This is a genomic window from Enterobacter sp. EC_64, assembly GCF_019584165.1.
GTDB classification, from domain to species: domain Bacteria; phylum Pseudomonadota; class Gammaproteobacteria; order Enterobacterales; family Enterobacteriaceae; genus Enterobacter; species Enterobacter roggenkampii.
This window is the reverse complement of record NZ_VDAS01000030.1, coordinates 1-26,059: the sequence shown is the minus strand read 5'-3', so window position 1 is coordinate 26,059 and position 26,059 is coordinate 1. Positions and strand designations below refer to the sequence as shown.

Annotated in this window: 27 protein-coding genes and 1 pseudogene; 13 read left to right on the top strand and 15 right to left on the bottom strand. The window is 56.5% G+C overall.

The window, feature by feature from the left end; all coding sequences use genetic code 11:
• Positions 1 to 44 precede the first annotated feature (44 nt).
• Both FHC52_RS19440 and FHC52_RS19435 read left to right on the top strand, forming a co-directional pair.
• Positions 45 to 803, top strand: coding sequence for an SDR family NAD(P)-dependent oxidoreductase (locus tag FHC52_RS19440; protein WP_046092610.1), 759 nt, complete (start codon positions 45 to 47; stop codon positions 801 to 803).
• Positions 804 to 957: 154 nt separating this feature from the next.
• A complete protein-coding gene (locus FHC52_RS19435) occupies positions 958 to 1,560 on the top strand; it encodes a helix-turn-helix transcriptional regulator (RefSeq protein WP_126288600.1) in 603 nt (200 codons plus the stop codon).
• On the opposite strand, the gene FHC52_RS19430 is transcribed toward FHC52_RS19435, so the two are convergent.
• Together FHC52_RS19430 and FHC52_RS19425 are read right to left on the bottom strand one after the other, a co-directional pair.
• Entirely contained in the window at positions 1,539 to 1,877 is a 339-nt protein-coding gene (locus FHC52_RS19430; RefSeq protein WP_008503124.1) for a lysozyme, read from the bottom strand. The two genes, FHC52_RS19435 and FHC52_RS19430, sit on opposite strands and share 22 nt — an antisense overlap.
• A gap of 71 nt (positions 1,878 to 1,948) precedes the next feature.
• Positions 1,949 to 2,488, bottom strand: coding sequence for a GNAT family N-acetyltransferase (locus FHC52_RS19425; RefSeq protein WP_070531739.1), 540 nt, complete (start codon positions 2,486 to 2,488; stop codon positions 1,949 to 1,951).
• Between the two features lie 147 nt (positions 2,489 to 2,635).
• Between FHC52_RS19425 and FHC52_RS19420 the strand changes: the two genes are divergently transcribed.
• The gene (locus FHC52_RS19420; protein ID WP_008503122.1) at positions 2,636 to 4,225 is read left to right on the top strand and encodes an STY4199 family HEPN domain-containing protein; all 1,590 of its coding nucleotides are present in this window, start codon (positions 2,636 to 2,638) and stop codon (positions 4,223 to 4,225) included.
• A gap of 59 nt (positions 4,226 to 4,284) precedes the next feature.
• Here the strand turns inward: FHC52_RS19420 and FHC52_RS19415 are convergent, their stop codons facing one another.
• The 3 genes from FHC52_RS19415 to FHC52_RS19405 all read right to left on the bottom strand — a co-directional run bounded on the left by FHC52_RS19415 (position 4,285) and on the right by FHC52_RS19405 (position 8,384).
• A complete protein-coding gene (locus FHC52_RS19415) occupies positions 4,285 to 5,934 on the bottom strand; it encodes an alpha,alpha-trehalase (protein ID WP_021242149.1) in 1,650 nt (549 codons plus the stop codon).
• A gap of 183 nt (positions 5,935 to 6,117) precedes the next feature.
• Positions 6,118 to 7,470 carry a glutathione-disulfide reductase gene (gene gorA, locus FHC52_RS19410; RefSeq protein WP_023345065.1) on the bottom strand — a complete coding sequence of 451 codons (1,353 nt, stop codon included), beginning with the start codon at positions 7,468 to 7,470 and terminating at the stop codon, positions 6,118 to 6,120.
• Between the two features lie 71 nt (positions 7,471 to 7,541).
• Entirely contained in the window at positions 7,542 to 8,384 is an 843-nt protein-coding gene (locus tag FHC52_RS19405; RefSeq protein WP_008503119.1) for a 23S rRNA (adenine(2030)-N(6))-methyltransferase RlmJ, read from the bottom strand.
• 207 nt (positions 8,385 to 8,591) lie between these two features.
• On the opposite strand from FHC52_RS19405, the gene prlC reads away from it, so the two are divergent.
• Together prlC and rsmJ are read left to right on the top strand one after the other, a co-directional pair.
• Positions 8,592 to 10,634, top strand: a complete 2,043-nt coding sequence (gene prlC / locus FHC52_RS19400; protein WP_126288606.1) for an oligopeptidase A — start codon at positions 8,592 to 8,594, stop codon at positions 10,632 to 10,634.
• A 7-nt stretch (positions 10,635 to 10,641) separates the two neighbouring features.
• Positions 10,642 to 11,394, top strand: a complete 753-nt coding sequence (gene rsmJ, locus FHC52_RS19395; RefSeq protein ID WP_021242153.1) for a 16S rRNA (guanine(1516)-N(2))-methyltransferase RsmJ — start codon at positions 10,642 to 10,644, stop codon at positions 11,392 to 11,394.
• A gap of 91 nt (positions 11,395 to 11,485) precedes the next feature.
• On the opposite strand, the gene uspA is transcribed toward rsmJ, so the two are convergent.
• Positions 11,486 to 11,923 (bottom strand): universal stress protein UspA, encoded by a 438-nt coding sequence (gene uspA / locus FHC52_RS19390; protein WP_003861223.1) that lies wholly within the window; start codon positions 11,921 to 11,923, stop codon positions 11,486 to 11,488.
• Positions 11,924 to 12,206: 283 nt separating this feature from the next.
• Here uspA and uspB point away from each other — a divergent pair, with 283 nt between their 5' ends.
• A complete protein-coding gene (gene uspB, locus FHC52_RS19385) occupies positions 12,207 to 12,542 on the top strand; it encodes a universal stress protein UspB (protein WP_003861224.1) in 336 nt (111 codons plus the stop codon).
• A 43-nt stretch (positions 12,543 to 12,585) separates the two neighbouring features.
• Here uspB and FHC52_RS19380 read toward each other — a convergent pair whose 3' ends face one another.
• The 3 genes from FHC52_RS19380 to pitA form a co-directional block, all read right to left on the bottom strand.
• The gene (locus tag FHC52_RS19380; RefSeq protein WP_126288608.1) at positions 12,586 to 12,993 is read right to left on the bottom strand and encodes a hypothetical protein; all 408 of its coding nucleotides are present in this window, start codon (positions 12,991 to 12,993) and stop codon (positions 12,586 to 12,588) included.
• Positions 12,971 to 13,360, bottom strand: a complete 390-nt coding sequence (locus FHC52_RS19375; protein ID WP_206513386.1) for a polymorphic toxin type 44 domain-containing protein — start codon at positions 13,358 to 13,360, stop codon at positions 12,971 to 12,973. Before FHC52_RS19375 ends, FHC52_RS19380 begins: the two co-directional genes overlap by 23 nt.
• Positions 13,361 to 13,534: 174 nt before the next feature.
• Positions 13,535 to 15,034, bottom strand: coding sequence for an inorganic phosphate transporter PitA (gene pitA, locus FHC52_RS19370; RefSeq protein WP_008503116.1), 1,500 nt, complete (start codon positions 15,032 to 15,034; stop codon positions 13,535 to 13,537).
• A gap of 228 nt (positions 15,035 to 15,262) precedes the next feature.
• Here pitA and FHC52_RS19365 point away from each other — a divergent pair, with 228 nt between their 5' ends.
• A complete protein-coding gene (locus tag FHC52_RS19365) occupies positions 15,263 to 16,459 on the top strand; it encodes an NAD(P)/FAD-dependent oxidoreductase (protein ID WP_196353044.1) in 1,197 nt (398 codons plus the stop codon).
• Positions 16,460 to 16,491: 32 nt separating this feature from the next.
• On the opposite strand, the gene FHC52_RS19360 is transcribed toward FHC52_RS19365, so the two are convergent.
• Both FHC52_RS19360 and FHC52_RS19355 read right to left on the bottom strand, forming a co-directional pair.
• Positions 16,492 to 17,430: an NAD(P)-dependent oxidoreductase gene (locus FHC52_RS19360; RefSeq protein ID WP_126288653.1), complete on the bottom strand. Its 939-nt coding sequence runs from the start codon at positions 17,428 to 17,430 to the stop codon at positions 16,492 to 16,494.
• Complete coding sequence (locus tag FHC52_RS19355) at positions 17,430 to 18,122, bottom strand: RraA family protein (protein WP_023345059.1); 693 nt, start codon at positions 18,120 to 18,122, stop codon at positions 17,430 to 17,432. The genes FHC52_RS19360 and FHC52_RS19355 overlap by 1 nt, the downstream gene beginning before the upstream one ends.
• A gap of 169 nt (positions 18,123 to 18,291) precedes the next feature.
• Here FHC52_RS19355 and FHC52_RS19350 point away from each other — a divergent pair, with 169 nt between their 5' ends.
• A complete protein-coding gene (locus FHC52_RS19350) occupies positions 18,292 to 19,029 on the top strand; it encodes an IclR family transcriptional regulator (RefSeq protein WP_126288655.1) in 738 nt (245 codons plus the stop codon).
• A gap of 34 nt (positions 19,030 to 19,063) precedes the next feature.
• Here the strand turns inward: FHC52_RS19350 and FHC52_RS19345 are convergent, their stop codons facing one another.
• Positions 19,064 to 20,401: an MFS transporter gene (locus FHC52_RS19345; protein ID WP_032653809.1), complete on the bottom strand. Its 1,338-nt coding sequence runs from the start codon at positions 20,399 to 20,401 to the stop codon at positions 19,064 to 19,066.
• A gap of 315 nt (positions 20,402 to 20,716) precedes the next feature.
• Between FHC52_RS19345 and FHC52_RS19340 the strand changes: the two genes are divergently transcribed.
• Both FHC52_RS19340 and FHC52_RS19335 read left to right on the top strand, forming a co-directional pair.
• Entirely contained in the window at positions 20,717 to 21,115 is a 399-nt protein-coding gene (locus FHC52_RS19340) for a potassium channel family protein (protein ID WP_008503110.1), read from the top strand.
• A 163-nt stretch (positions 21,116 to 21,278) separates the two neighbouring features.
• A complete protein-coding gene (locus FHC52_RS19335; RefSeq protein ID WP_008503109.1) occupies positions 21,279 to 22,304 on the top strand; it encodes a TerC/Alx family metal homeostasis membrane protein in 1,026 nt (341 codons plus the stop codon).
• An 84-nt stretch (positions 22,305 to 22,388) separates the two neighbouring features.
• Here the strand turns inward: FHC52_RS19335 and FHC52_RS19330 are convergent, their stop codons facing one another.
• Positions 22,389 to 23,048, bottom strand: a complete 660-nt coding sequence (locus FHC52_RS19330; RefSeq protein ID WP_008503107.1) for an HAD family hydrolase — start codon at positions 23,046 to 23,048, stop codon at positions 22,389 to 22,391.
• Between the two features lie 320 nt (positions 23,049 to 23,368).
• On the opposite strand from FHC52_RS19330, the gene FHC52_RS19325 reads away from it, so the two are divergent.
• Positions 23,369 to 23,815 carry an NlpC/P60 family protein gene (locus FHC52_RS19325; protein WP_008503106.1) on the top strand — a complete coding sequence of 149 codons (447 nt, stop codon included), beginning with the start codon at positions 23,369 to 23,371 and terminating at the stop codon, positions 23,813 to 23,815.
• A 5-nt stretch (positions 23,816 to 23,820) separates the two neighbouring features.
• Here the strand turns inward: FHC52_RS19325 and FHC52_RS19320 are convergent, their stop codons facing one another.
• Together FHC52_RS19320 and FHC52_RS19315 are read right to left on the bottom strand one after the other, a co-directional pair.
• A complete protein-coding gene (locus FHC52_RS19320; protein ID WP_021242161.1) occupies positions 23,821 to 24,615 on the bottom strand; it encodes an SDR family NAD(P)-dependent oxidoreductase in 795 nt (264 codons plus the stop codon).
• A 32-nt stretch (positions 24,616 to 24,647) separates the two neighbouring features.
• Positions 24,648 to 25,529: a LysR family transcriptional regulator gene (locus tag FHC52_RS19315; RefSeq protein WP_063616688.1), complete on the bottom strand. Its 882-nt coding sequence runs from the start codon at positions 25,527 to 25,529 to the stop codon at positions 24,648 to 24,650.
• A 99-nt stretch (positions 25,530 to 25,628) separates the two neighbouring features.
• On the opposite strand from FHC52_RS19315, the pseudogene FHC52_RS19310 reads away from it, so the two are divergent.
• A pseudogene (locus tag FHC52_RS19310) lies at positions 25,629 to 25,949 on the top strand (phenolic acid decarboxylase); the annotation flags it as partial.
• A 51-nt stretch (positions 25,950 to 26,000) separates the two neighbouring features.
• The coding region (locus FHC52_RS23075; RefSeq protein WP_136697432.1) for an IS1 family transposase at positions 26,001 to 26,059 on the top strand (59 nt) is incomplete at its 3' end.

Here is a 26,059-nt window from a genome sequence, read left to right as displayed (position 1 = left end):
TAAGCTCTTACTCAATCTCCATAACAGCCAAAACGAGGTTTATGATGACTGAACGTATCGCATTAGTGACGGGTGGTAGCCGTGGTTTGGGTAAAAACGCTGCCTTAAAGCTGGCGGCAGACGGCACGGGAATTGTGCTGACCTACAACCGCAGCCAGCAGGAAGCGCTGGACGTTGTGCATGAAATTCAGGAAACAGGCGTCAACGCGGCGGCATTGCAGCTCAACGTCGGGGATATCACGAGTTTTGAGCATTTTGCCCAACAGCTTCAGGAAACCCTTAAGAGCGTCTGGCAGCGTGAAACGTTTGACTATTTATTGAACAATGCCGGGACGGGTTTATATGCGCCTTATACCGACACGACGGAAGCCCAGTTTGACGAGGCGCTGAACATTCATTTCAAAGGACCTTTCTTCCTGACGCAGCGCCTGCTGCCGCTGCTTAGCGACGGCGGACGGATCCTCAACGTCTCCAGCGGGCTGGCCCGTTTTACCCAGCCGGGGTCGGCGACCTACGCGGCGATGAAAGGAGCAATGGAAGTGTTGACGCGTTATCAGGCGAAAGAGCTGGGCGCGCGCGGCATCTCCGTCAATATCATTGCGCCTGGCGCGATAGAAACCGACTTTGGCGGCGGACACGTGCGCGACAACGCGGAGCTCAACCAGATGCTGGCGTCCCAGACGGCGCTGGGGCGGGTGGGGCTGCCTGACGATATCGGCGATGCCATTGCGGCACTGCTCAGCGACAAACTGGGCTGGATGAATGCGCAACGTATTGAAGTATCAGGCGGTATGTTCCTGTGAGGTATGCGCTTGAGTAAATCCTTAAGATAAATGTGTCTAAATACTGACAGATATAAAGAACCCCGGGGATTTGTAACGTATCCATTCGTTGAGTTTTTTCTTAAATAATGCCTCTGTAGAATCCCCCTTCGCTATTCTCAGAGGGGAAAAAACGATGCGAGTAATCATGTTTGACAGGCAGTCACTCTTTATTCACGGAGCGATACACAGTCTTCAGAGGTTGATTCCGGAAATAAATATAACTGGGACCTGTCAGGCAGAAGATTTATGGACTCAGATTTCTGCTTCACCGTCGGCTATCGTCATGATTGATGGGAATTTAATTCAGGACGAAGGGAGCACTTTGCTGGAAGCGATCCTGCATCGCTTTCCGGCGATACGTGTGATTCTGATTTTGGCGAAAAAAGAGGCCAAATTTGCTGAGCAGCTGCGGCAGCGAAACGTCATGGCCATTGTTCCCCGAAACGCCAATCCCGAACGGTTTTCCGCCGTACTGGATTCGGTATCCAGAGGGATGGTCTGTTTTCCCGGAGAGTGGGTCAGAGAGCCGACGTCGCCTCAGGCATTATTATCCTTGAGCGAGCGCCAGCGCGAAGTCTTGAAATTGCTGGCGGCGGGGGAGTCGAATAAAGAGATTGGCCGCAATCTGAACATCAGTGCGGCCACGGTAAAAGCGCACCTCGAGGCACTTTTCCGGCGGCTGGACGTGAAAAACAGAACGCAGGCAGCCATGTATTATACCCGGGCGACGGCCTGAAAAAGCGCGTTTGGGAGCGACGTTATCTCTCCGAAACTGAATATCATCATCACCAGCGCATCATGCTGCTGTTGGGTTAATGGACGTGTCATATTTTCCCGCAGCAGCGCTTCACACAACCGGATATCTTCGCGCAACAAAGTCTCAGCCTCCAGAGGTGTGACAGGGCCGTGAAAATGCTCCTGATCGCGGATAACGTGGCCATAGCCGATAACCCATAATCCTTTTTCGTCACGATATTTTTCCAGAGAAAGACCCTGATGTTTCTTTATTAACGCGATGGCGGCAGAAGATATTTTCAGCGCATGCTCTTTCATATTCATTTCCTCTTAATGGCGACACTGTAGAGGAAATGAGGTACGAGAAATATCCGCCAAATGGCTATTGATCAGGGATTGTTATTCAGATATTCCTGCCGCAATAAACCAAATAACCAGTCATTATGCCAACGTCCCGCAAGGTAATAGCTCTCGCGTAATTCGCCCTCCAGGCAAAAGCGGGCTTTTTCCAGCAGACGTCGTGAGGCGATATTCCCGGCGGTGACGGTGGCGGTAAGTCGACGTATACCGCCCTGATGAAAAGCGTAATCGCAAAGCGCTTTCAGGGATTCAAAGCCGTAACCTTTCCCCTGCGCCTCGGGAGCGAAAAGAAAACCGACCTCAGCGCAATCCTCCTCCCGATGAATATACCCGGTGACGCCCAACGGAGCCCTGGAAGCGGCGTCACGCACGACGAGGCACAGCCAGTGCGCGCTCCCTGGCGTCCAGGGCGTCAGGCGCGAATCAAACGCCTCGCGGATCGCCGCGACGGGGCGGTCTTCCGCCACAAAGCGCATGACGTCGGGATGCTGCTGTAGCGCCAGAAAAAAGGGCCAGTCTTCTTCTCGTAAAGGCGAGCAGTTCAGGCGAGGGGTAATTAAAACCGGCATTCAGATTCTCCTGAAACATTTTAAATGATTTTAGGGTTGTCACTTTATTTCAACAGAAAGTCAGGTATGGTTAACCGCGTATAAATAAAAAGAAAAAAGGCCGTTACGGGCCAATCCGGATGTCTTCGTTGTCGCTTAAGGAAAACAATGACTCTCAGCACATCACATCATATTCGCGAACAGTTCGAACACTGTCTGGCGGTCATTCGCCATGCGTCGGTGGAAATTTTGCTTCTTCTGAATGTACATGCTTCTGAGGGCAAAGATCCACGCTGGTTTCTGGAACAACTGGACAGCGCGCGATTAGCCCTGGGCGGCTGGGGAGCCGTGGCGAAAAAACTCAACCTGAATGATGCCGAGATGTCGGAATTTACGCTCCAGCTGCGCCTGCTGCAGCAGCGCGTGCCGCAGTATGAAAGCGGACAGGATGTGAGTGAAAACCAGCTGATTGCGGCGATGCGGTTTGTCACCGCGCTGGAGCACCTTCGCCTGCAGCAGCCGCTGTTGACCTACAGCACGGAGCTGGCTCCGGGCAGCGAACTCCAGCAGCAGCAGGCGCATAAGCAGGTGCGGGCGATAGAGCTCATGATAAAAGGGCTCATCCAGCAGGCCTGGCCCGATCAGGTAAGGCTGAATAACCATCTCAAGACTTTGTTTAACGCCGACCGCGTACGGCGCTGGCTGAAGTTGGGCGAGATCAACGATGTCCTGAGCGGCATGATGTTCAGCGAACTGGCGCAAATGCTGGTGGATAAAAAAGAGTTCAGCCGCTATTACGCTTCGCTGTTCAGCGACCCGTCCATGCTGACGCTGCTGGTTGAACCGCGTAAAACGCTGCAAACCTTCCTCGATGACATTCGGCAAATTCGCAACAACATCACCGTCCAGAAAACGTTAAGCTCGGCGCAAATCCAGCTGCTGGATAACTACTATGCGCAGATCGCGCGGCCCGTTCAACGCGCGTTTGAAGAGGGGAGAACGCGCGTCAATCCGGCGGGATTCATGGCGGTAGATGCCAGCGAACTGCATACCTTCTGGGAAAAGGCGCAGAAAATGGATCGGGTCACCGGTGGGGATCTGTTTGAAGTCCGTGACACCATTGAAAAGCCGACCCAGCGCGCGCCGCGCACCCCCGAACAGCGCGAGCAACTCATTTCCGGTGCGTTATGGGGGGCGGTTGGCGTTATGGTGATTGCCATCGTGGCGGGAGGCTTCTGGCTGGTGACCAGCAGTAAACCGCAGCCTGCGGCCGTCAGCGCGGCTGAAGCGGCGCCGCCACAGGAAATGCGTGAGACGCCTTCCTCGCGCGAAACGCTCACGCGCATGGGAGTGACCTGGGACGAGAATAATTTCCGCTCGGCCATTAACCGCAACGACACCCGCGTGACCCAGCTCTTTTTGCAGGGCGGTATGGACTGGAAGCTGTCCTGGACCGAAGAGGCGATGTCGGCAGGCTATGACGACGTGCTGGAGCTGATGCTACGCTACCGGCAAAACATGGTGGAGGAGAAGCCGTGTCGGCGCTTCATCAACACGCTCAGCCACGCGATGTCGAACGGCGAGTCTCTGACCTCGGTACGTAAAGAGTACCTCAAAGCTTTCTGCACCGTGCCAGCGGTGGTGAAACGCCAGCAGCACGATCTCGACATGGCCACACGCCGTGCGAAGTCACAGCCGGATGCCACCACCAAAAAATGGCAGTCTATTCAAAGCGCCATTTATGAGGTGATTCGCTGATCTCTCCTCCCTCTCCCCGTGGGAGAGGGCCGGGGTGAGGGCACCAGACCGCACCCTATTCAAGGCTCCCCATACAACCCAATCAGCCGCCGCACCACGCCGTTCGTCCAGCCGAAACCATCCTGCAGCGGATACTCACCCCCGCCCCCTTCGCGCGGCGTGCTGCTGGCGATGTGGTACTTCTCAATCAGCTTATGATGCGTCTGATAAAAATGGTTCACCGTATGCAGCCAGCTCCAGGCGATTTCATCCCCCAGCGAGTCGTTGCCGTACTGCTTGAACCCCTGGATCGCCATCCACTGCAGCGGCGCCCAGCCGTTGGGTTTATCCCACTGCTCGCCGGTTTCGTACTCGGTCGCCAGAATTCCGCCCGGCGTCAGCAGTCGCGCTTTGACCGCATCCGACAGGCGCTCGGCCTGCTCATGGGTCGCCATGCCGACATACAGCGGCACAATGCTGGCGGCAGAAAACAGCGCCAGCTCTTCGCGTCGCCAGTCGTAATCGCGGTAACAGCCACTCTCCTCGTCCCACAGATAGCGGTTCACCGCCTCGCGGCGATCGCTGGCTTTCTGGCGGAACAGGTCGGCCGTCTCTTTGTCCCCTTTCGACGCCGAGATGTTGGCAATGGCGCTTTCCAGCTTGAACAGGAAGGCGTTCAGGTCGATGGGGATAAACTGCGTCGTGCGGATGCTGGCGAGCCGCGACGGATCGCGCAGCCAGCGGGAGGAATAGTCCCAGCCGGACGCCGCCCCGGCGCGCAGGTCGCGATACACCTCGTTTGGCGGACGGCCCGAATGGCGGGCAGTTTCCACGTCCTCAATCCACGATTCATCGCGCGGGGTATCACGGTCATCCCAGTAGCGGTTGAGCAACGAGCCGTCCGGCATACGCACGGCGCTGCGGTAGGCCTGGTTAAGCAGGAGCGACTCCGCGCCGTCCATCCAGAAGGCGTACTCCATTTTGAGGTGTTCCAGATAGCGTTTCGCACCGCGAACGCCGTCCTCCTCAAACAGCTCCACCATCAGCGCAAAGACCGGCGGCTGGGAGCGACTGAGATAATAGGTACGGTTGCCGTTGGGAATATGCCCGTAGCGTTCAATCAGCCAGGCGAAGTTATCCGCCATACATTTCAGCAGATCGTTACGACCGCTCTCCGCCAGCCCCAGCATGGAGAAATAGGAATCCCAGTAGTAGGTCTCGCTGAATCGTCCGCCGGGAACGATATAGGCTTGGGGCAGCGCCAGCAGGGAAGACCAGGGAATATGATCCTGCGGCTCGCGCGTCAGCACCGGCCACAGGCTGTCAATGTGCTCTTTGAGGGACAGACCGGGGTCGGAGACATATTCCGTACTGTAGGTCTCCGGCAGCCAGAAGTGGTTTTCCACAAACTGGCGCAGGTCGAAATCCCGGTGGCGTCTGACCTTGCGGTAGCGGATCAGGATATCCAGCGGGTCCATCTTCGGCGCGCAGTCGGGAAAGGTTTTGCTGTCCGTGAACAGGCGCGAGGACTGCACGTGCTCAAACAGTTCAAGATAGCGGTCTGCGGGCGTCAGTGCATCGGAGGCGGGTAGCCCCTCGATCATCTCGGGTTCCGGCTCCGCCTCAATCATTTCATCCAGTTTCAACTCGCAGGGATCGGTCTCGTAGCGCAGCTCTTCTGCAATCTCGAATTCGATGTTCTCGGTAGCCTGTAGTTTCTGGTTGAACATGGTGATAGGGACCTCCGGTTGTGTGTTCAAAAGACAGGTTTATCCGGGCGTCTTATAAGCGTAGACATTCGCTTCGGTAGATGTGGAGGGATATGTGCGGTAGATCACTCTTTTCGGAGCATTCGTTTTGCAACGATTTATGAATGTGAATAAAAAAAGCCCCTCCGGAGAGGGGCTTATGCATTAACGCATGGTGACAAACTCTTCGGCGGCCGTTGGGTGGATCGCCACGGTGTTGTCGAAGTCTTTCTTGGTCGCGCCCATCTTCAGCGCTACCGCAAAGCCCTGCAGGATCTCATCCATGCCGAAGCCGATGCCGTGGATACCGACAATCTTCTCTTCCGGGCCCACGCAGACCAGCTTCATACGGCACGGCTGACGGTGGGAGGTAACGGCGGTATACATCGCGGTAAACGCCGATTTATACACTTTCACCTGGTCGTCGCCGTACTGCTCACGCGCCTGCGGCTCGGTTAAGCCGACGGTGCCGATTGGCGGGTGGCTGAAGACCACGGTCGGGATGTTGCTGTAGTCCAGATGCTCGTCCGGCTTGTTATTGAACAGGCGCTCGGAGAGACGGCGGCCCGCCGCAACGGCAACCGGGGTCAGCTCAACCGCACCGGTATTGTCGCCGACCGCGTAAATGCCCGGTACGCTGGTGTTCTGGAATTTATCGACGACGATGTACCCTTTTTCGTCGGTTTTCACGCCGGTCACGCCCAGGTTGAAGTTATCGTTCGCCGGTTCACGGCCAATGGCCCAGATCAGGCAATCGACGGTCTGGCTGCGGCCATCTTCCAGTTCCAGCGTCAGGCTGCCGTCTGCATTTTTCACCACCGCTTTTGGCACGGCGTTGGTGTGCAGGGTTGGACCTTCGGTGTTCATCACTTCAACCAGCGTATCAACGATCAGCGGATCGAAGCTGCGCAGCGGCGCGTGTTTACGCACGAACAGGTGCGCTTCGGCACCCAGACCGTTAATCACGCCAGCCAGCTCCACCGCGATGTAACCCGCGCCCACCACGGCAACGCGCTTAGGCAGGGCAGGCAGTTCGAAGAAACCGTCAGAGTCGATGCCGTATTCCACGCCCGGGATGTTCGGGTGGCTCGGACGGCCGCCGGTGGCGATCAGGATGTGATCGGCGGTGATCGTCTCACCGTTCACTTCGATCGTTTTCGCGTCCACAAAGCGGGCGAAACCGTGGATAACGTCGACGTTATTTTTGCCCAGCACGTTATCGTAGGAGGTGTGAATACGATCGATGTAGGCGGTACGGCTGGCGATCAGTTTGTCCCAGTCGAAGTGGTTGATGGTGGTGTCAAAGCCGTAGTCCGGGCCATACATATGGATAGCTTCACGGATTTGCGCCGCATGCCACATCACCTTTTTCGGTACACAACCCACGTTCACGCAGGTGCCGCCCAGCGCTTTGGCTTCAATCAGCGCACACTTCTGGCCGTACATGGCCGCGCGGTTGATGGAGGCGATGCCGCCGCTGCCACCGCCGATGGCGATGTAGTCATAATGCTTAGTCATAGCTTTTGTCCTTAATCGTGAATTGCCGCGATTGTATACCTGAAATCAATAGTTTCCACCGATGGCTGCGATTACTCCGGCACGATCCAACTGACGGAGGTATGACCCGTACCGGCTGGCACCAGCGTTTTGTGCAGCCACGGCAGCACGTTGTTCATCTGCGCTTCGAGCTTCCACGGCGGGTTAATGACGATCATGCCCGAGGCGGTCATGCCGCGCTGGTCGCTGTCCGGACGCACGGCCAGCTCGATCTGCAGGATTTTGCGGATGCCGGTGGCTTCCAGGTCTTTGATCATGCGCTTGATTTGCGCACGCAGCACCACCGGATACCACAGGGCGTATGTCCCGGTGGCGAAGCGTTTGTAGCCTTCGTGGATACCGGTCACCACCGCCTGATAGTCGGTTTTGATTTCGTACGGCGGGTCGATCAGTACCAGACCGCGACGGGAAACCGGCGGCAGCTTGGCTTTCAGCTGCTGATAGCCGTCGGCTTTTTCCACGCGGGCGCGGCTGTCTTTCTGGAATTCAGAACGCAGCAGCGGGAAGTCGCTCGGATGCAGCTCGGTCAGCTGGATGCTGTCCTGCTCGCGCAGCAGCTGGCGGGCAATCAGCGGGGATCCCGGGTAGTAACGCAGCTGGCCGTTGCGGTTGAAGTGGTTCACCACGCCGATGTACGGCTCCAGCTCGGCAGGCAGGTCGTCCTGCTGCCAGATGCGGGCGATCCCTTCCAGATATTCACCGGTACGCTCGGCATGCTCGCCGCTCAGCTGATAACGGCCCGCCCCCGCGTGCGTGTCCAGATAGAGAAACGGCTTTTCTTTCTCTTTGAGCGATTCGATGATCAGGCTCTGAACGGTGTGTTTAAGGACGTCGGCGTGGTTGCCTGCGTGGAAGCTGTGGCGATAACTGAGCATGGGTAATGATATTCCGCTGAATTGACGATTTGCCACAGTTTACAGCAGAACGGCGCAGATTACCCGTAGGCCCGGTAAGCGCAGCGCCACCGGGCTCTTTTCCGCCACGTCTGGCATTGAAATCCTCTACACTTAACCCCATTCTAGATCGCATATGCACAGCGCCGGATGCGCGCTTCATTCACCTCTTTCAACAGGACAGCGTTTATGACCAATCCATTACTGACGCCTTTTTCGTTGCCACCGTTTTCTAAAATCCTCCCCGAGCATGTGGTTCCAGCGGTTACGCAATCGCTGGACAACTGCCGCGCGGCGGTAGAAAGCGTGGTCGCGCAGGGCGGGCCGTACACCTGGGAAAATCTGTGTCAGCCGCTGGCCGAAGTGGACGACGTGCTGGGGCGTATCTTCTCCCCGGTGAGCCACCTGAACTCGGTAAAAAACAGCCCGGAGCTGCGTGAAGCCTACGAGCAAACCCTGCCGCTGCTCTCTGAGTACAGCACCTGGGGCGGCCAGCACGAAGGGCTCTACAAAGCCTACCGCGACCTGCGCGAAGGCGATCACTACGCCGAGCTGAACACCGCGCAGAAAAAATCGGTCGATAACGCCCTGCGTGATTTTGAGCTGTCCGGGATTGGCCTGCCAAAAGAGAAGCAGACCCGCTACGGTGAAATCGCCGCGCGCCTGTCCGAGCTGGGCAACCAGTACAGCAACAACGTGCTCGACGCCACCATGGGCTGGACGAAGCTGATTACCGACGAAACGGAGCTGACAGGCATGCCGGAAAGCGCCCTGGCGGCGGCAAAAGCGCAGGCCGAGGCGAAAGAACAGGACGGCTTCCTGCTAACCCTGGACATCCCGAGCTATCTGCCGGTGATGACCTACTGCGACAACCAGGCGCTTCGCGAAGAGATGTACCGCGCCTACAGCACCCGTGCTTCCGATCAGGGGCCGAATGCCGGTAAGTGGGACAACAGCCCGGTCATGGCGGAAATCCTCGCCCTGCGCCACGAGCTGGCCCAGCTGCTGGGCTTTGAAAACTACGCCGACAAATCTCTCGCCACCAAAATGGCGGAAAACCCGCAGCAGGTGCTCGACTTCCTGACCGATCTGGCGAAACGCGCCCGTCCGCAGGGTGAAAAAGAGCTGGCCCAGCTGCGCGCCTTCGCGAAAGCGGAGTTCGGCGTGGACGAGCTGCAGCCGTGGGACATCGCTTACTACAGCGAAAAACAGAAGCAGCACCTCTACAGCATCAGCGACGAGCAGCTGCGCCCGTACTTCCCGGAAAACAAAGCCGTTAACGGCCTGTTTGAAGTGGTGAAGCGCATCTATGGCATCACCGCCAAAGAGCGTACCGATATCGACGTCTGGCATCCGGACGTGCGCTTCTTCGAGCTGTATGACGAGAAAAACGAACTGCGCGGCAGCTTCTACCTCGATCTCTACGCGCGTGAGAACAAGCGCGGCGGGGCGTGGATGGACGACTGCGTGGGCCAGATGCGTAAAGCAGACGGTTCCCTGCAGAAGCCGGTCGCCTACCTGACCTGTAACTTCAACCGTCCGGTGAACGGCAAACCAGCGCTCTTTACCCACGACGAAGTGATCACCCTGTTCCACGAGTTCGGTCACGGCCTGCACCACATGCTGACCCGCATCGAAACCGCAGGCGTGGCAGGCATCAGCGGTGTGCCGTGGGATGCGGTCGAGCTGCCGAGCCAGTTTATGGAAAACTGGTGCTGGGAGCCGGACGCGCTGGCGTTTATCTCCGGCCACTACGAGACCGGTGAACCGCTGCCGAAAGAACTGCTGGATAAAATGCTGGCGGCGAAGAACTACCAGGCGGCGATGTTTATCCTGCGCCAGCTGGAGTTCGGCCTGTTCGACTTCCGCCTGCACGCCGAGTTCAGCCCGGAGCAGGGGGCGAAAATCCTTGAAACCCTGGCGGAGATTAAAAAGCAGGTCGCGGTGATCCCTGGGCCAACCTGGGGTCGTTTCCCGCACGCGTTCAGCCACATCTTCGCAGGCGGCTATGCGGCGGGGTACTACAGCTACCTGTGGGCCGACGTGCTGGCGGCGGATGCCTTCTCTCGTTTCGAAGAAGAGGGGATTTTCAACCGCGAAACCGGCCAGTCGTTCCTTGACAACATCCTGACCCGCGGCGGTTCCGAAGAGCCAATGGTGCTGTTCAAACGCTTCCGTGGGCGCGAGCCGCAGCTGGACGCGATGCTTGAGCATTACGGGATCAAAGGCTGATTGTTACGTGAAGATCTGCTTAGTGGATGAAACAGGCGCCGGAGACGGCGCCTTATCTGTCCTGGCCGCCCGCTGGGGGCTGGAGCACGATGAAGATAACCTGATGGCGCTGGTGATGACACCAGAACATCTCGAATTACGTAAGCGCGATGAACCGAAGCTCGGCGGGATTTTTGTCGATTTTGTCGGCGGAGCCATGGCGCACCGGCGCAAGTTCGGCGGCGGTCGCGGCGAAGCGGTGGCGAAAGCGGTTGGGATTAAAGGAAGCTATCTGCCGGACGTGGTGGATGCCACGGCGGGGCTGGGGCGCGATGCGTTTGTGCTGGCGTCTGTCGGCTGTCATGTGCGGATGCTGGAGCGTAATCCGGTGGTGGCCGCGTTGCTGGACGATGGTCTGACGCGTGGCTACGCGGACCCGGAAATCGGCCCGTGGTTGCAGGAGCGTTTGCAGCTGATCCATGCCTCGAGCCTGACGGCGCTGACCGATATCACCCCGCGCCCGCAGGTCGTCTATCTCGACCCGATGTTCCCGCACAAGCAGAAAAGCGCGCTGGTGAAGAAAGAGATGCGGGTGTTTCAGTCTCTGGTGGGGCCTGATCTGGATGCGGATGGCCTGCTGGAACCGGCTCGTCAACTGGCGACGAAGCGGGTGGTGGTGAAGCGCCCTGACTATGCGCCGCCGCTGGCGGACGTTGCCACGACCAATGCGGTGACCACCAAAGGGCACCGGTTTGATATTTATTCGGGAACACCGGAATAAAAAAGCCGGGTGGCGGCTTCGCCTTACCCGGCCTACATTTCGTGCCGCCTGTAGGCCCGGTAAGCGTTAGCGCCACCGGGCTTTTTTGCACTTACTCGTCTTCTTCGTCACGCAGCGGAACAATCAGCATATCTACGTGAACGGTATTAATCAGCTGGCGAGCGGAAGACATCAGCTTGCTCCAGAAGTCCTGATGGTGACCGCACACCACCAGATCCATGTCGTATTTCTTGATCGCATCAACCAATACCTGGCCCAGGTCGCCGCTGCCGCTCAGGGTTTCGGTAATCGGGTAGCCCGCGTTGGTGGACAGCTCGCTCAGGGCGTGGTGCGTCTCTTCAGAGATGCGTTTTTGCATGTCGCCGAGATTGACGTCGATCAGACCGGTGTAAAGGTCGGAGTAATTCACATCAACGTGAATCAGCGAAACTTTCGCGTTGTAGGGACGTGCCATGGATACCGCTTTATCAACCAGCACTTTGCTCTCCGGGGAGAGGTCTACCGCGATGAGAATGTGTTTGTAAGCCATAGTGTTACTCCTTCCTTAAGTTATCGATGACTAAATGGGAAAGCCGTCGTCTGATGCTTTCATTACGGCCCAGTTAAACATATTTTTCAAGCTTTGGTGTTGATAACGATTAACCTTGTGGCAAAAAAATTAACGGATCTCCTACACTATTAAATGAGCCGTTCGGATATTAAAACGCGAACCGGATCGACTTTTGGTCATTCTTTCACTGAACTGTCTGTCAGGGCATTGGGGTGCGGTAGCTCAGAAGCCTTGCTTCGTGGGCGGACGCCGGGGAGGATGTATGATTAGCACCGTCGCATTGTTTTGGGCGTTATGCGTAGTTTGCATAGTGAATATGGCGCGCTACTTCTCATCGTTACGTGCGCTGTTAGTGGTACTTCGTGGTTGCGATCCGTTGCTTTATCAGTATGTGGACGGTGGAGGGTTCTTCACCTCGCATGGACAGCCCAGCAAACAGATGCGTCTGGTGGGATATATCTACTACCAGCGCTACCGCGATCATCACGATGAAGAATTTATCCGTCGCTGCGAGCGCCTGCGTCGTCAGTTCATTTTGACCAGTGCCCTGTGCGGGCTGGTCGTCGTCAGCATGATTGCATTGATGATTTGGCACTGATTACCACAGAAGGCGGGGTCAGCCCCGCCTTCTTTCCTCTGGTTCAGGGCTTCACTGAGAACCGAAGATCGGAGATATTGGTCTCAATCGAAGTAACCTTCCCGCTATAGGCGATGTTAACGTCTCCGTTTGTATCAATGCTGGCCGCAGTAATTGTACCCGTACCTTCAATGACAGGATGCTTCTTAGCCAACTGATGGATAATGTCGGTGTCTTTCCCTGTTATCTTTTCCGAGAGATAGTAACGGTAGATTGTGGGTACGGTTGCGTCACCCTGATTGTTCACGGTCATATAGAGCCAGACGCTGTCAGATAATTTATAAACGTGTTGTAATTCATCGCTCCCTTGCCGGTTGGGCTGGTGGTTGAGCCACAAAAATCCAATGACCAGCGCCAGAAGCGAAACGGTAACAAGGCGATGAATCCATTTAGTAGCCGTTTTGAATGGCATACTCTATTCCTTCTCTGATATTGCGTTGGTCCGTTGGATCGTCCCCGTAAGGCGGCTTTTCGTGCCATTTTCCCCATTCAGGTTTTGACGTGCCAGCGCGGCCTTGAGCCCAGCCAGCGCCCATAAGCAGGATGTTTGCAGGAATTCCTGCTGCAGTCCCGGCGGCTCCGAAGTTGAAATTTCCAAATGCAGCAAAATAAGGGTCGAATTTCTTGTAATCCCAGGGACCACCATTTCGTACTTTTTGGTAGAACCAGTAATACTTTGAAGGCGTGGCCATATTACGCGACATGCCATGAAGGCGTGCTTCACGCATGTTGTTTGCTATAACCATTGAACCTGGTCCTGAAAGAGGGACAGAAGCCATACATTCTCCTTTGTCTGGTTTTTCTTCCGATCGCCATCATAGTATTACCTGCGCAATTTCGTTGGGCAAAAAATGTTCAGGAAATCCTGATGTTATACACTTTCCGATTGCAACTAACAGCCATAAAAAAAGCGGGTCAGTTTCCTGACCCGCTTTTTTGTCGCCTTTAACCGATTAAATGAGCTTCAGCGAAATCCAGTACAGCCCGCCAGACAGCAGGATGGACGCCGGAAGGGTGAACACCCAGGCCATCAGAATGTTGGTTACGGTTTTGCGCTGCAGGCCGCCACCGTCAACAATCATGGTACCTGCCACGGATGAGGAGAGTACGTGGGTGGTGGATACCGGCATACCGGTGTAGCTCGCCAGACCGATAGACACTGCCGCCGTCATCTGCGCGGACATACCCTGCGCATAGGTCATGCCTTTCTTACCGATCTTCTCGCCGATGGTGGTCGCCACGCGGCGCCAGCCAATCATCGTACCGATACCCAGTGCCAGCGCGACCGCCATGATGATCCAGATTGGCGCGTACTCGATGGTATTGAGCATATCGCCTTTCAGTTTCTTCAGGAGACGCTGGTCGTCAGCATTCACGTCTGGCAGCTTCGCCACTTTATCCGTCACATCAGAGATGCACAGCATAATGCGACGCAGTTGACCACGCTGCTCAACGGTCAGTTTGTCATAACTTTCGATATTGCCCAGCATGCCTTTGGCACGTTCCAGCGCGTTAATCGCGTTTGCCGGATGGCAGTGGAATTCGCCAGGCGCGGTGGTAGCACCGGCTTCCGGAGACGGGATCAACTGGTCAACGCCGGTCGCTTTTTTCAGCAGCTCAGGGTGCTGCTGGAAGTAGGTTTCAACGTTGTTGACCGCATCACGGGTCCGGGTGATTTCGTAGCCGGAGGCGTTCATGTTAACCACGAAGCCTGCCGGAGCAACGCCGATCAGTACCAGCATCACCAGACCAATGCCTTTCTGACCATCGTTCGCGCCGTGTGAGAAAGCCACACCGATAGCGGAAATGATCAGGGCAATACGCGTCCAGAATGGCGGCTTTTTCTTGCCGTCTTTCTTTTCACGCTCTGCTGGCGTCAGGTGAATACGGGAGCGTTTTTTGGTATTGCTCCAGTAACGACGCAGGATGAAGATCAGCCCGCCTGCCACCACCAGACCCACGATAGGGGAGACGATGAGAGAGGCAAAGATCCCCAGTACTTTCGGGATATTTAACGCATCAACAACCGATGTACCGGTCATGAGGGCGTTGGTTAACCCGATACCGATAATCGCGCCGATGAGGGTGTGAGAACTGGATGCAGGCAGGCCGAAATACCAGGTACCGAGGTTCCAGATAATTGCAGCAAGCAGCATTGAAAACACCATAGCGAGGCCATGGCCAGAACTTACGTTAAGCAGCAGATCTGTTGGCAGCATATGCACAATGGCATACGCAACGCTCAGTCCGCCCAGGAGGACACCAAAAAAGTTAAATACCGCCGCCATAACAACCGCAAGCTGCGATCGCATTGCGCGAGTGTAAATAACCGTCGCTACTGCGTTTGCAGTGTCGTGGAAGCCGTTGATCGCTTCGTAAAACAGTACAAAAACCAGAGCAAGCAAGAGTAAAAGCCCGGTATGTAAATCCAGGCCGGCAAACAAATGTAGCATAGGACGTTACGCCATTTTGAGGACATGAACGCGGCGCATTATCCAGGACAAATGCGCAACGGGCAAAGTGAAATATAGACTTTTTTTGACATACCACCTGAATTGAGAAAAGTGCTTGAAAGGATATTCTTTAAATTTCAATGGAATGGCTTTGTAATATCTTTTTACGCTGGTGTGACCACAGAGGAAACTTTACAATCCGCGGCAGTTAACAAAGAGGGTTTTGACGTGGAAAGGTTTGATGCCGTGGTAATTGGCGCCGGTGCGGCGGGTATGTTTTGTGCGGCAATGGCCGGACAGGCGGGTCGTCGCGTGCTGCTGCTGGATAACGGTAAAAAGCCAGGCCGTAAGATCCTGATGTCCGGCGGCGGGCGCTGCAACTTTACTAACCTGTATGTTGAACCCGCGGCCTATTTGAGCCAAAACCGTCATTTTTGTAAATCTGCGCTGGCGCGTTATACCCAGTGGGACTTTATCGACCTGGTGGGAAAGCACGGTATCGCATGGCATGAGAAGACGCTGGGCCAGCTATTCTGCGACGACTCCGCGCAGCAGATTGTCGATATGCTGGTGGCCGAGTGCGAGAAGGGCGGCGTGGTCATGCGCCTGCGCACCGAGGTGCTGGAGGTTTCCCGTGACGACCAGGGCTACACGCTGCAGCTCAACGGCGAAACCGTCAGTGCCGATAATCTGGTGATCGCCAGCGGCGGCCTCTCTATGCCGGGGCTGGGCGCTTCCCCGTTCGGCTATAAGATTGCCGAACAGTTTGGCCTGAACGTTTTGCCTACGCGCGCCGGGCTGGTGCCGTTCACGCTGCATAAACCGCTTCTGGAACAGCTTCAGACGCTGTCTGGCGTGTCTGTTCCCTCTGTTATCACCGCCGAAGACGGCACGGTGTTTCGCGAAAACCTGCTCTTTACCCATCGCGGCCTCTCCGGCCCGGCGGTCCTGCAAATCTCCAGCTACTGGCAGCCGGGGGAGTTTGTCACGGTTAACCTGCTCCCGGACTGCGATCTGGATTCCTTCCTCAACGAACAGCGTGCGGCGCACCCGAATCAAAGCCTGAAAAACACGCTGGCAATGCAGCTGCCGAAGCGTCTGGTGGAGTGTTTGCAGGTGCTGGGGCAGATCCCCGACGTGTCGCTTAAGCAGCTTAACAGCCGCGAGCAGGAGACGCTGGTGGAGACCCTGACAAACTGGCGCGTGCAGCCAAACGGCACGGAGGGCTACCGCACCGCGGAAGTCACGCTGGGCGGGGTTGATACGAATGAACTCTCTTCCCGCACCATGGAAGCGCGCAACGTACCGGGGCTCTATTTTATTGGCGAAGTGATGGATGTGACCGGCTGGCTCGGCGGATACAACTTCCAGTGGGCATGGGCAAGTGCCTGGGCATGTGCTCAGGCGCTGGCAGAAGACAAGTGACATCAGCGCGCTGCCACTCGTCACGCTTGGCTTTACGGGCTGACGGTGGTGGCGTCCGTCACGGCCAGAATATTGCTCGCGGCCACGGTCCCCATCTTGATGTATGACGCGGCGGTAACGCCGCCGATATGCGGTGAAATAACCACGTTTTCTACAGACTGCCAGAGGTGCGGCGCCGTCAGCGGCTCGTGGGTAAAGCTGTCCAGCGCTGCACTGTGCAGCGTGCCATCCCGGAGCGCCGCCAGTAACGATTCACTGTGGATCAGTCCACCGCGTGCCGTATTGACCAGAATGGCGTTCCGCTTGCAGTGTGCGAGCGTCTCGCTATTGATCATTCCCCGATTCACATCGGTTAGCGGACAGTGCAAAGAGATGACATCGGAACGGGAAAGAAGTCCGGTCAGCGTCTCTGCGCGTTCGCACAGGGCGGGCATGGACTTAGCATAGGGATCGTAAGCCAGCACCTTCATACCGAAGGCATGACCAATCGTTGCCACGCGCGAGCCGATAGCGCCCAATCCGATTAGCCCCAGGGTTAATCCCTCCAGCTCAATGGATTTATGCGTCGCCTTATCCCAGTGCCCGTCTCGTAACCGCTTGTCCAGAGGCACCACGGACTTTGCGCAGGCGAGGATCAGCGCCCAGGTATGTTCAGCCACTGCCGCCGCGTTTGCGCCTGGGGCCGCGCGGACGGCGATATTGCGCTCGGCCGCTGCCGTCTGGTCTATCACATCGATCCCGCTTCCGTGCTTGGAAATAACCTGCAGAGCCGGGGCGGCATCCATGACTTTCGCGGTGATCCGGCCGTAACGAACCAGAATCGCCACGGGATTGTGTCGTTCACACAGCGCGATCAGGTCATCTTCTGTCGGCTGGCGGCCCGCAAACACCACCTCAAAGCCCTGCAGCATCACCATGGCCTGCTCCGCCAGGTCGCTTCCGGTAACCAGAATTACGTCTTTGCCCCCCATCACAGCGTCTCCCCGTCAGCTAACATACCTGCCTTACGAAGCGCGTCATCAAGCCAGTGTGGACGCAAATCGCCTTCACGGATGGCGGCAAGACGCCGGGTCTCCATCTCCAGCTTTTCTTTTGCCAGCGCGATGACCTGCTGAACCTCATCGCGTGGGATGACGACCACGCCGTCGATATCCGCGACAACCAGATCTCCGGCCTGAACCGTCGCCCCGGCGACTGAAATGGGATGATTAACCCGGCCAGAAATTAACTTTGTCGGGCCGCAGGGGTTCAGACCGGCAGAAAAGACAGGGTAGTGACCTTTGCTCAGGGAATCGGCGTCACGTACAGCACCGTCAATAATGATGCCCGCAATGCCGCTCGCCTGAGCCTGAGTGGCCATGATTTCGCCCAGCAGCGCGCAGCTCAGGTCGCCTTTGCCATCGACGACCAGGACATCGCCGGGTTGCGCAACCGCCATCGCGGCATGAATCGCCAAATTATCACCCGGACGGACTTCCACGGTGATGGCCGGACCCGCAACGGACATATGAGGAGCCAGCGGTTTGATGCGGCCGTGAAGCGTACCGCGGCGACCGGCCACGTCGGCCAGAATGGCTGCCTGATACTCGGCAGCCCGACGAACGTCCTCGGCAGAAACGCGTTCGAACTGGCGATTAATCGGTTTTTTTTCAGAAACGGACATGAATGCCTCCATATTGTTTTACTTAGTACAACGCAGGTGTACAGAACAAAACAACTATAGCGGTGTTGCTTTCCTTTTAGCCAGACCCGAGGTGGCGTTTGTGATGTAAACACGAAGTGACTCACAAAATTTGAGGTACACTCACTGCCGGGCTAACAAGGAGATAATGATGGGGAATGAAGGCGTTGTAGCGGTTGAAAAAGCGCTGGCTTTACTGGATTGCTTCCGTCCCGGGGATGAGAGCCTGACGCTGACCGCGCTGGCACAGCTGTCGGGTTATCACAAAACCACGGTTTACCGCTTGATGAATTCTCTTGAACGGATGAATTACGTCGTCAGGCATGAAGACGGCAATTATGCGCTTGGCCCACGTCTGCTTTACCTCGGCAAGCTGTATGAACAATCTTTCCATCTTTCGCGGGTGGTTCAGCCAGAGCTTCAGGCGCTCTCCCTGGCGTCTCAGGAAAGTGCCAGCTGGTATGTGCTGGAGGGTGGGCAGCGCCTTTGCCTGTTTCGCGCGGAAGCGTCGCACGGCCTGCGACACAGCAATCTTCCCGGCAGCCAGTTCCCGCTCGATAATTCGGCCATCAGTAAGGTCTTGCGCCATTGGGGGCTCAATGAGAGCCTGCCGGAGGGAGACGCTGAACTCCCTTTCTACACGTCAGGCGCACGCGATCCCCACACCGCGGCGTTTGCGATGCCTGTCTTCGGCGTTCACGACAAGCTGGTTGCGACGTTAGCCCTGACCGGCCCCATCTCACGGCTGACGGAAAATCGTCGTGAGAAGGAGATAGGGCCTTTGATGAAGGTGGCGGCCAGCCGTCTGTCGCAGAAAATGGGAGCCAGTAAGCCCTTCTGTCAGCAGTTCTTTGGTGAAACGAGCGACGCGGCGGAAGAAAATCTTTAAACGCAGAAGCGGGACATGTGTCCCGCTTCTGTCATCACGAATGTGTGACCTGTTTTTCGTGTAGCTGAGCGTTGCGTGCCTGCCGTCCCATAATGAGTACCGCGATACCCCCGGCCAGGCACAGCACGGCCAGCGGAAGCATAGCCAGCGTGTAGCTGCCCGTTTGCTCGCTGATCATGCCGTAGGCATTTACCATGACCGCCCCGCCAATCAGGTTCGCGATGGCGCCAATTGCGGCCAGCCCTGCCGCCGCCGAGGAGCTGCTCATCCAGCCGGACGCCAGCGCCCAGAAAGGCCCTTTCATCGAATACGCGCCCGTCAGGATAATGCTCAGGATCACGATAGTGGCAAAGAGCGAGACGCTGACAAAGGCAGCGAACACGCCGGCGGCAATCATGAACAGCGTCAGCGCAGTATGCCAGCGGCGTTCATTGGTGCGATCGGAGTGTCGTCCCCAGACAATCATCAGAACCGATGCCAGACCGTAAGGAATGGCGTTAAACAGACCGGTTTGCAGATTATCAAGATGGAAGGATTTCAGCAGCTGAGGAGACCAGACGCTAATAGTGGTGCCCGCGGACGATGCGCCCGCGTAAATCAGCGCCATCAGCCAGATTTGACGATGCTTCAGCAGCTGCCACGTCGTCTGGTGTCCAATGTTCTTTTGCTGGCTACGCTCGGTCTCAAGGGTGGTTTCCAGCCACTTTTTCTGTTCATCGCTGAGCCATTTCGCCTGATGAGGGCGATCCCGGAGAATAAACCAGGCCGCAATACCCAGCAGCACCGCAGGTAAGCCTTCAATAATGAACAGCAGATGCCAGCCGCGAAGACCCAGCCAGCCATCCAGCGACAGTATCAATCCGGAAAGCGGGGAGCCGATGAAGTTAGCGAGCGGGATGGCGACCATAAAGGACGCAATAATGCGCGCGCGGTAGCGGGCAGGGATCCACCAGGTCAGATACAGCACGACGCCCGGGAAGAAGCCTGCTTCCGCTGCTCCGAGAAGAAAACGGACGATATAGAGCGACGTGGTGTTTTGAACCAGCGCCATGCCCATGGAGACGATGCCCCAGCTGATCATAATGCGCGGGATCCACAGCCGGGCGCCGACTTTCTGCATGGCCAGGTTGCTCGGCACCTCAAACAGGAAATAGGCCACGAAGTAGAGGCTGCTGGCGAAGCCAAACGCCGCTTTGCTGAGGCCAAGGTCCTCATTCATCTGCAGCGAAGCCATGCCGATATTCCCGCGATCGATAATCGAGACCAGGTAACTGACAATCAGAAACGGGAGAATACGCCAGATCACCTTCCGCATCGTCTCTCTTTCTATGTCCTCGGTGGCGGTCGCGCCGTTACGTAAATGTTCTGTCATTGTATCCTCGCAGGGTGTGTTCTTTGTTTTATTAGGTACAACTTAGTTTTATTAAACAAAACCACTATAGCGACGGTGCGTTCTTTTTATCCAGTTAATGGAAGGTTTAAATGATGTAAATAAGAGGTGACTCACAGATAGTGCGCTGCGGATATCGCTCAAGGCTGCTGACCAGCCGCAAGCATGACGTGCTGGCAGAGAAATAATCACGTAACGCAATTATTGCACCAACTTTTCCTCTCCCTTCGACTAAGCTTCGACCAGATGCCCCGCCGCGCTCGCGGGGCCATATCCCTTTTGGTCAGAGCACGTACCATGCAGCTACTCAGCATTATTATTTTGCTTACCCTAACCGTGGTCATTCATTCGCTGTGGATGTTTGGCGTTTTAAAATTCATCACGTTGGACGTCGATTCTGCGGTACGCATTGTTTTACGCAATGTCGGTATCGTGATCTCTATGATTTTCGCCCATCTCCTGGAGGCCGGGCTGTTTGCTGCCTTTTATTTTGTCATCGACGCGTTTAATGACTGGAACACCAGCTTCTACTTTTCGCTGGTGAGCTATGCGACGGTAGGGTACGGCGACGTCACGTTACCCCAGCACTGGCGGCTCATCGGCGGGGTGGAAGGACTGGTGGGCGCGTTGATGGTAGGCTGGTCTGTGGCGGTTCTGGTCGCAGTACTGCAGCGTTTGCGTGGCATGAGCGCCTAAACGGTAGATGTGCAATCCCCATCTGGTAAGGTAAAGTACACCCCTTACGCGGCCGTCGCGCTGCGGTTTTGAGGGTGGATGTGATAAACAGCCCACCCTTTTTCTCTGCTGGTTTACGCCAGCCTGCATGGTGCTGTGCTTTGCCTCTATAAAAGGGTTATGTATGTCTGCTGCTCATCTCGGTTTCCCGACGGAAACCGTTGTTGTCTTTGTGGTGATGGCCGTTGGGGCGATGTTTATCGACCTCTTTATGCACCGTCACGATAAACCGATCTCGCTGAAAAGCGCCGCAATGTGGTCCCTCTTCTGGGTCATGATGGCGATGGCCTTCGCCGGGTTCCTGTACGTTCACCACGGCGCCGAGATGGCGAGCCTGTTCCTCACCGGTTATGCGCTGGAGGAGGTGCTCTCCGTCGATAACCTGTTTGTGATGATGGCGATCTTCGCCTGGTTCGGCGTGCCGGATAAGTACCGTCACCGCGTGCTCTACTGGGGCGTGCTGGGGGCGATTGTCTTCCGCGGTATTTTCGTGGCTATCGGCACCAGCCTGTTAAGTCTGGGGCCTTACGTCGAGGTGATTTTCGCGCTGGTCGTCGGCTGGACGGCGGTAATGATGCTCCGACGCAATGAAGAGAGTGACGAAGTGGAAGATTACTCGGGTCATCTCGCCTATCGCCTGGTGAAACGCTTCTATCCGGTCTGGCCGAAAATCAGCAGCAACGCCTTTATTCTGACGCAGAAAGAGGTGGATGCGGAGCTTGAAAAGCCGGAAAACCAGGACGTGATGGTTGGGCGCGTGAAGAAGGCGAAGCGCTATGCGACCCCGCTGCTGCTCTGCGTGGCGGTGGTGGAACTCTCAGACGTGATGTTCGCGTTTGACTCCGTGCCGGCCATTATCGCCGTCAGCCGCGAGCCGCTGATTATCTACAGCGCCATGATGTTCGCTATCCTCGGCCTGCGTACTCTTTACTTCGTGCTGGAAGCGCTGAAGCAGTATCTGGTGCACCTCGAGAAAGCGGTGGTGCTGCTGCTGTTCTTCGTGGCGTTCAAGCTGGGGTTAAATGCCACCGATCACTTCTGGCATCACGGTTACAGCATTGGCGCGACCGCCAGCCTGTTTGTGGTATTGGGCGTGCTGGCGCTGGGAATTATTGCGAGCGTGATGTTCCCGGGGAAACGAGAAGCCTGATGTACCGCCCGGTGGCGCTTCGCTTACCGGGCCTACAGTTCGAATGTAGGCCGGGTAAGGCGCAGCCGCCACCCGGCAAAAAAGCTACTTGATGGGTGAATTGCGGCGCTTGCGCGGCGGGTGGAAGTGCCGCCAGTGCGGATCCTGCGCCGCCGCCAGCAGCTCGTGGTCGCCGCGGGTGTCTCCCCAGGCGCGCAGGTGATAGGCGTTCAGATCGCCATACACTTTTTCCAGCCTGGCCACCTTCTGGGCGCAGCGGCAGTTATGGCCCGTGATGCGCCCCGTCAGCTTGCCGTCTTTCACTTCCAGCTGCGTGCCAATCAGCTTAATGCCCAGTTTGTCAGCCCACGGCTGGAGCACCAGCGCCGGAGACGCGGAACAGATGGTCACCTCCGCACCGGAATTCACCTCGGCCGCCACGGCCAGAACCCCTTCGGGGCGCATCAGCTTGCTCCAGTATTTTTCGCAAAACGCTTCCGCCTGCTGGCGCAACCAGTGTTCATCCACGCCCGTCAGGAACGTTTTGATCAGCACTTCCTTTAGCTCATCGCGCGTCAGCTTGCGACGCACGCAGTGGAGCGTAGGCAGCGCCATACGCACCAGACGGCCCGCGAAGTAGCGTTTCCCGAAGGCAAAGCGCAGGAAAGGAATAAAGCTGTCGTGGTGTGTTAACGTCCCATCAAAGTCAAAGACAGAGAGCACGCTGGATTTCGCCACCGTCTCGTCGGCAATCATATTGGTCATAAATACGTCTTAGCTGAAATACACATTCTGTGGATCAGTTTACCTGCTTTACCAGGACAGTCCTTACATCACCACCATTTTTTTCTCGATCTTGCGATCTCAAAGTGAGTCCATTTTTGGCCTCGATAAGAATTGGTGAAAAAACGATCTGTCTATATTATCGCCACATCGCACGATATTCAGGGGAACCCTTTGGCCCCACAGGTAAGGAAAAACTCACTCACTACTGCTTTCTTGATATGACTCTTAGATCGTTTATTTCAATCCTGACGTTAAGTTTTGCTTCGTTTTCTGCATTCAGTTTTCAACTCCCCGCGTCGATGCTATCGATGAACAGTGACCTGGCCGTCTCGCCAGCGAAATCTGCACTGATGCAACAGGATACGGGCCCGCTGCGCGCGCGCATCCTTGATCAATACCAAAAGTGGAAGGGGACCCAGTATCAGTGGGGCGGAACCACGCGCCGCGGGGTGGATTGCTCCGCGCTGATGCAGCACCTGTTCAGCGATGTGGCGCATCTTAACTTACCGCGCACGACCGGCGAGCAGATCCACCGCGGGGTGCAGGTGACGCAATACCGCCTGAGGCCCGGAGATCTGGTGTTCTTCCAGACGGGTCCGAACCGCAGGCATGTCGGCGTGTATATTGGCAATAGCCAGTTTATTCATGCCTCAAGCAGCCAGGGCGTCACGGTCTCAACCCTGACGGATGCTTACTGGCAGGCGCACTACATTACTGCCCGTCGGGTTGCAGGCAGTGCGGCCTGACAGCCTCAGATGATGTCATCCACGACGCCGCCATCCACGCGCAGCGCCGCGCCCGAGGTGGCGGAAGCCTGGGGCGAACAGACATAAATCACCATATTGGCCACCTCTTCTACCGTGGCCGCGCGCTGGATCACCGAGCTGGGGCGGTTGGCCATCACAAACTCTTTCGCCAGCTGCTCCAGCGATTTACCGGTTTTTTCGATTTCATCCTTCATCATCTCTGCGAAACCGTCCGACATCGTTGGCCCCGGCAAGACGCTGTTGACCGTCACGCCGCTTCCCGCCACGAACTTCGCCAGCCCGCGCGCCAGGGAGAGCTGCGCCGTTTTGGTCACGCCGTAGTGGATCATATCCGCCGGGATATTGCAGGCCGACTCGGAGGAGATAAACACCACCCGCCCCCAGCCCTTTTGCACCATGCCCGGCAGCAGGGCGCGGGAAAGACGCACGCCGGACATCACGTTGGTCTGCCAGTAACGCTCCCAGGTCTCATCGTCGGTGGCATAGAAATCCTGCGGGCCGTAAATCCCGGCGTTGTTAACCAGAATATCGACGTTATTCGCTACCTTGAGCAGCGACTCGACCCCTTCCGCCGTGCTGAGATCGGCAATCGCGGCGCGCACCTGCACGCCCGGCACTACCTGCTGCAGCTGCTGAATGCCTTTATTCACCGATTCCGTGCTGCGGCCATTAACGATCACCTCGGCACCGCTTTCTGCCAGCCCTCTGGCAATGGCGAACCCGATCCCGCCGGTTGAGGCGGTCACCAGCGCCACTTTCCCCGTAAAGTCGATTTTCATCATCCGCTCCTTATCGTTTTAACGTTCGGACCTTAAAGCGTAGCAGGTGAGGATGACGGCTCCTGGCTAAAAAGGCGCAGCAGCGTCTCCACCTGCTCGTCAAGCGGGGCGAGTGAGCGCTTAACAATCAGGTGAAGCGGCGTCGCTCTGCGTGCACCGTGGCTCAGCGGCAGGCGTTTCAGGATGCCTTGATCCAGCTGGGTCTGGATGCGTTCCTCTGGCAGCCAGCCGTAGCCGACCTGAGAGAGGACGGCCTCAATGGCGGCATCGATGGTGGAGAAGGTCCATGCCTCACCGGCCGCGCGCGCGGCGGGCTGGCTGTCCGCAATCTGAATGAGCGGCCACGGGCGTAGCATGTCGTCGTTAAGCGGCGCGTCGAGGTGAAAGAGAGGATGCTGATGGTGGGCCACGGCAACAAAGTCGATATTCATCAGCCATTCGCCGAGCCCGGTCATGTCCTGGCGGCGGGTGAGAACCATCACATCGGCTTCGTCGTTAATGGCATCGTTCCGGGTGTTTTCCAGCACCTCGGTGAGGCGTACCTGGGTTTGCGGATAGAGCTGCTGGAACTGACGCAGAATGGCAAACAGGCGGCGGCGAGGGAAAATGGAATCCACCACCAGATCCAGCCGCGTGCGCATTCCGTTGCGAAGGGTCGCTGCGCGCGTCTCAACGTACGAAAAGGCTTTCAGCAGCGGTTTAACCTGGTTGAGCAGCAGTTCTCCTGCCGGCGTTAACACCGCCCGTCGTCCTTCCGGCACCAGGAGGGCCACGCCCAGCCGCTCCTGCAGCAGCGACAGGTTATAGCTCACCGAGGACTGGCTGCGGTGGGTTTCTTCTGCGGCTTTGGCAAAGCTGCCCGCCTCGACCACTCTTTCCAGTAAAGACCATTGTTCCAGCGTCGTCTTATGCATAATTTATCTAAAATTTGGATGAATTTGATTAAAACATAGCGTTATTCATTCATTTTTTGAAGGTGTACGATCGTCTCATCAAAACAAAGGAGACATCTTATGAACACCTTCGACAAACACGACTTAAGCGGCTTCGTTGGCAAACACCTTGTTTACACCTACGACAACGGCTGGAACTACGAGATTTACGTCAAAAACGAGACGACCCTGGATTACCGTATTCATAGCGGTCTGGTGGCAAACCGTTGGGTGAAAGATCAGCAGGCTTACATCGTGCGGGTAGGGGAGAGCATCTATAAAATTTCCTGGACCGAGCCAACCGGTACCGACGTCAGCCTGATTGTGAACCTGGGCGACAAACTGTTCCACGGCACCATCTTCTTCCCGCGCTGGGTCATGAACAACCCGGAAAAAACGGTAATGGTGCCAACTTACTGATTTAGTGTATGATGGTGTTTTTGAGGTGCTCCAGTGGCTTCTGTTTCTATCAGCTGTCCCTCCTGTTCAGCTACTGAAGGCGTGGTGCGTAA

What these genes read in the sequence shown, in the direction of transcription:
- uspA (WP_003861223.1), bottom strand. Translation starts at nt 11,923, where the DNA reads ATGGCTTACAAACACATTCTCATCGCGGTAGACCTCTCCCCGGAGAGC.
- FHC52_RS19345 (WP_032653809.1), bottom strand. Translation starts at nt 20,401, where the DNA reads ATGACAGAACATTTACGTAACGGCGCGACCGCCACCGAGGACATAGAA.
- uspB (WP_003861224.1), top strand. Translation starts at nt 12,207, where the DNA reads ATGATTAGCACCGTCGCATTGTTTTGGGCGTTATGCGTAGTTTGCATA.
- FHC52_RS19340 (WP_008503110.1), top strand. Translation starts at nt 20,717, where the DNA reads ATGCAGCTACTCAGCATTATTATTTTGCTTACCCTAACCGTGGTCATT.
- FHC52_RS19325 (WP_008503106.1), top strand. Translation starts at nt 23,369, where the DNA reads ATGCTATCGATGAACAGTGACCTGGCCGTCTCGCCAGCGAAATCTGCA.
- FHC52_RS19380 (WP_126288608.1), bottom strand. Translation starts at nt 12,993, where the DNA reads ATGCCATTCAAAACGGCTACTAAATGGATTCATCGCCTTGTTACCGTT.
- FHC52_RS19440 (WP_046092610.1), top strand. Translation starts at nt 45, where the DNA reads ATGACTGAACGTATCGCATTAGTGACGGGTGGTAGCCGTGGTTTGGGT.
- FHC52_RS19420 (WP_008503122.1), top strand. Translation starts at nt 2,636, where the DNA reads ATGACTCTCAGCACATCACATCATATTCGCGAACAGTTCGAACACTGT.
- FHC52_RS19430 (WP_008503124.1), bottom strand. Translation starts at nt 1,877, where the DNA reads ATGAAAGAGCATGCGCTGAAAATATCTTCTGCCGCCATCGCGTTAATA.
- FHC52_RS19435 (WP_126288600.1), top strand. Translation starts at nt 958, where the DNA reads ATGCGAGTAATCATGTTTGACAGGCAGTCACTCTTTATTCACGGAGCG.
- FHC52_RS19425 (WP_070531739.1), bottom strand. Translation starts at nt 2,488, where the DNA reads ATGCCGGTTTTAATTACCCCTCGCCTGAACTGCTCGCCTTTACGAGAA.
- prlC (WP_126288606.1), top strand. Translation starts at nt 8,592, where the DNA reads ATGACCAATCCATTACTGACGCCTTTTTCGTTGCCACCGTTTTCTAAA.
- FHC52_RS19355 (WP_023345059.1), bottom strand. Translation starts at nt 18,122, where the DNA reads ATGTCCGTTTCTGAAAAAAAACCGATTAATCGCCAGTTCGAACGCGTT.
- FHC52_RS19375 (WP_206513386.1), bottom strand. Translation starts at nt 13,360, where the DNA reads ATGGCTTCTGTCCCTCTTTCAGGACCAGGTTCAATGGTTATAGCAAAC.
- FHC52_RS19405 (WP_008503119.1), bottom strand. Translation starts at nt 8,384, where the DNA reads ATGCTCAGTTATCGCCACAGCTTCCACGCAGGCAACCACGCCGACGTC.
- FHC52_RS19360 (WP_126288653.1), bottom strand. Translation starts at nt 17,430, where the DNA reads ATGGGGGGCAAAGACGTAATTCTGGTTACCGGAAGCGACCTGGCGGAG.
- FHC52_RS19335 (WP_008503109.1), top strand. Translation starts at nt 21,279, where the DNA reads ATGTCTGCTGCTCATCTCGGTTTCCCGACGGAAACCGTTGTTGTCTTT.
- FHC52_RS19315 (WP_063616688.1), bottom strand. Translation starts at nt 25,529, where the DNA reads ATGCATAAGACGACGCTGGAACAATGGTCTTTACTGGAAAGAGTGGTC.
- FHC52_RS19320 (WP_021242161.1), bottom strand. Translation starts at nt 24,615, where the DNA reads ATGAAAATCGACTTTACGGGGAAAGTGGCGCTGGTGACCGCCTCAACC.
- FHC52_RS19350 (WP_126288655.1), top strand. Translation starts at nt 18,292, where the DNA reads ATGGGGAATGAAGGCGTTGTAGCGGTTGAAAAAGCGCTGGCTTTACTG.
- gorA (WP_023345065.1), bottom strand. Translation starts at nt 7,470, where the DNA reads ATGACTAAGCATTATGACTACATCGCCATCGGCGGTGGCAGCGGCGGC.
- FHC52_RS19415 (WP_021242149.1), bottom strand. Translation starts at nt 5,934, where the DNA reads ATGTTCAACCAGAAACTACAGGCTACCGAGAACATCGAATTCGAGATT.
- pitA (WP_008503116.1), bottom strand. Translation starts at nt 15,034, where the DNA reads ATGCTACATTTGTTTGCCGGCCTGGATTTACATACCGGGCTTTTACTC.
- FHC52_RS19330 (WP_008503107.1), bottom strand. Translation starts at nt 23,048, where the DNA reads ATGACCAATATGATTGCCGACGAGACGGTGGCGAAATCCAGCGTGCTC.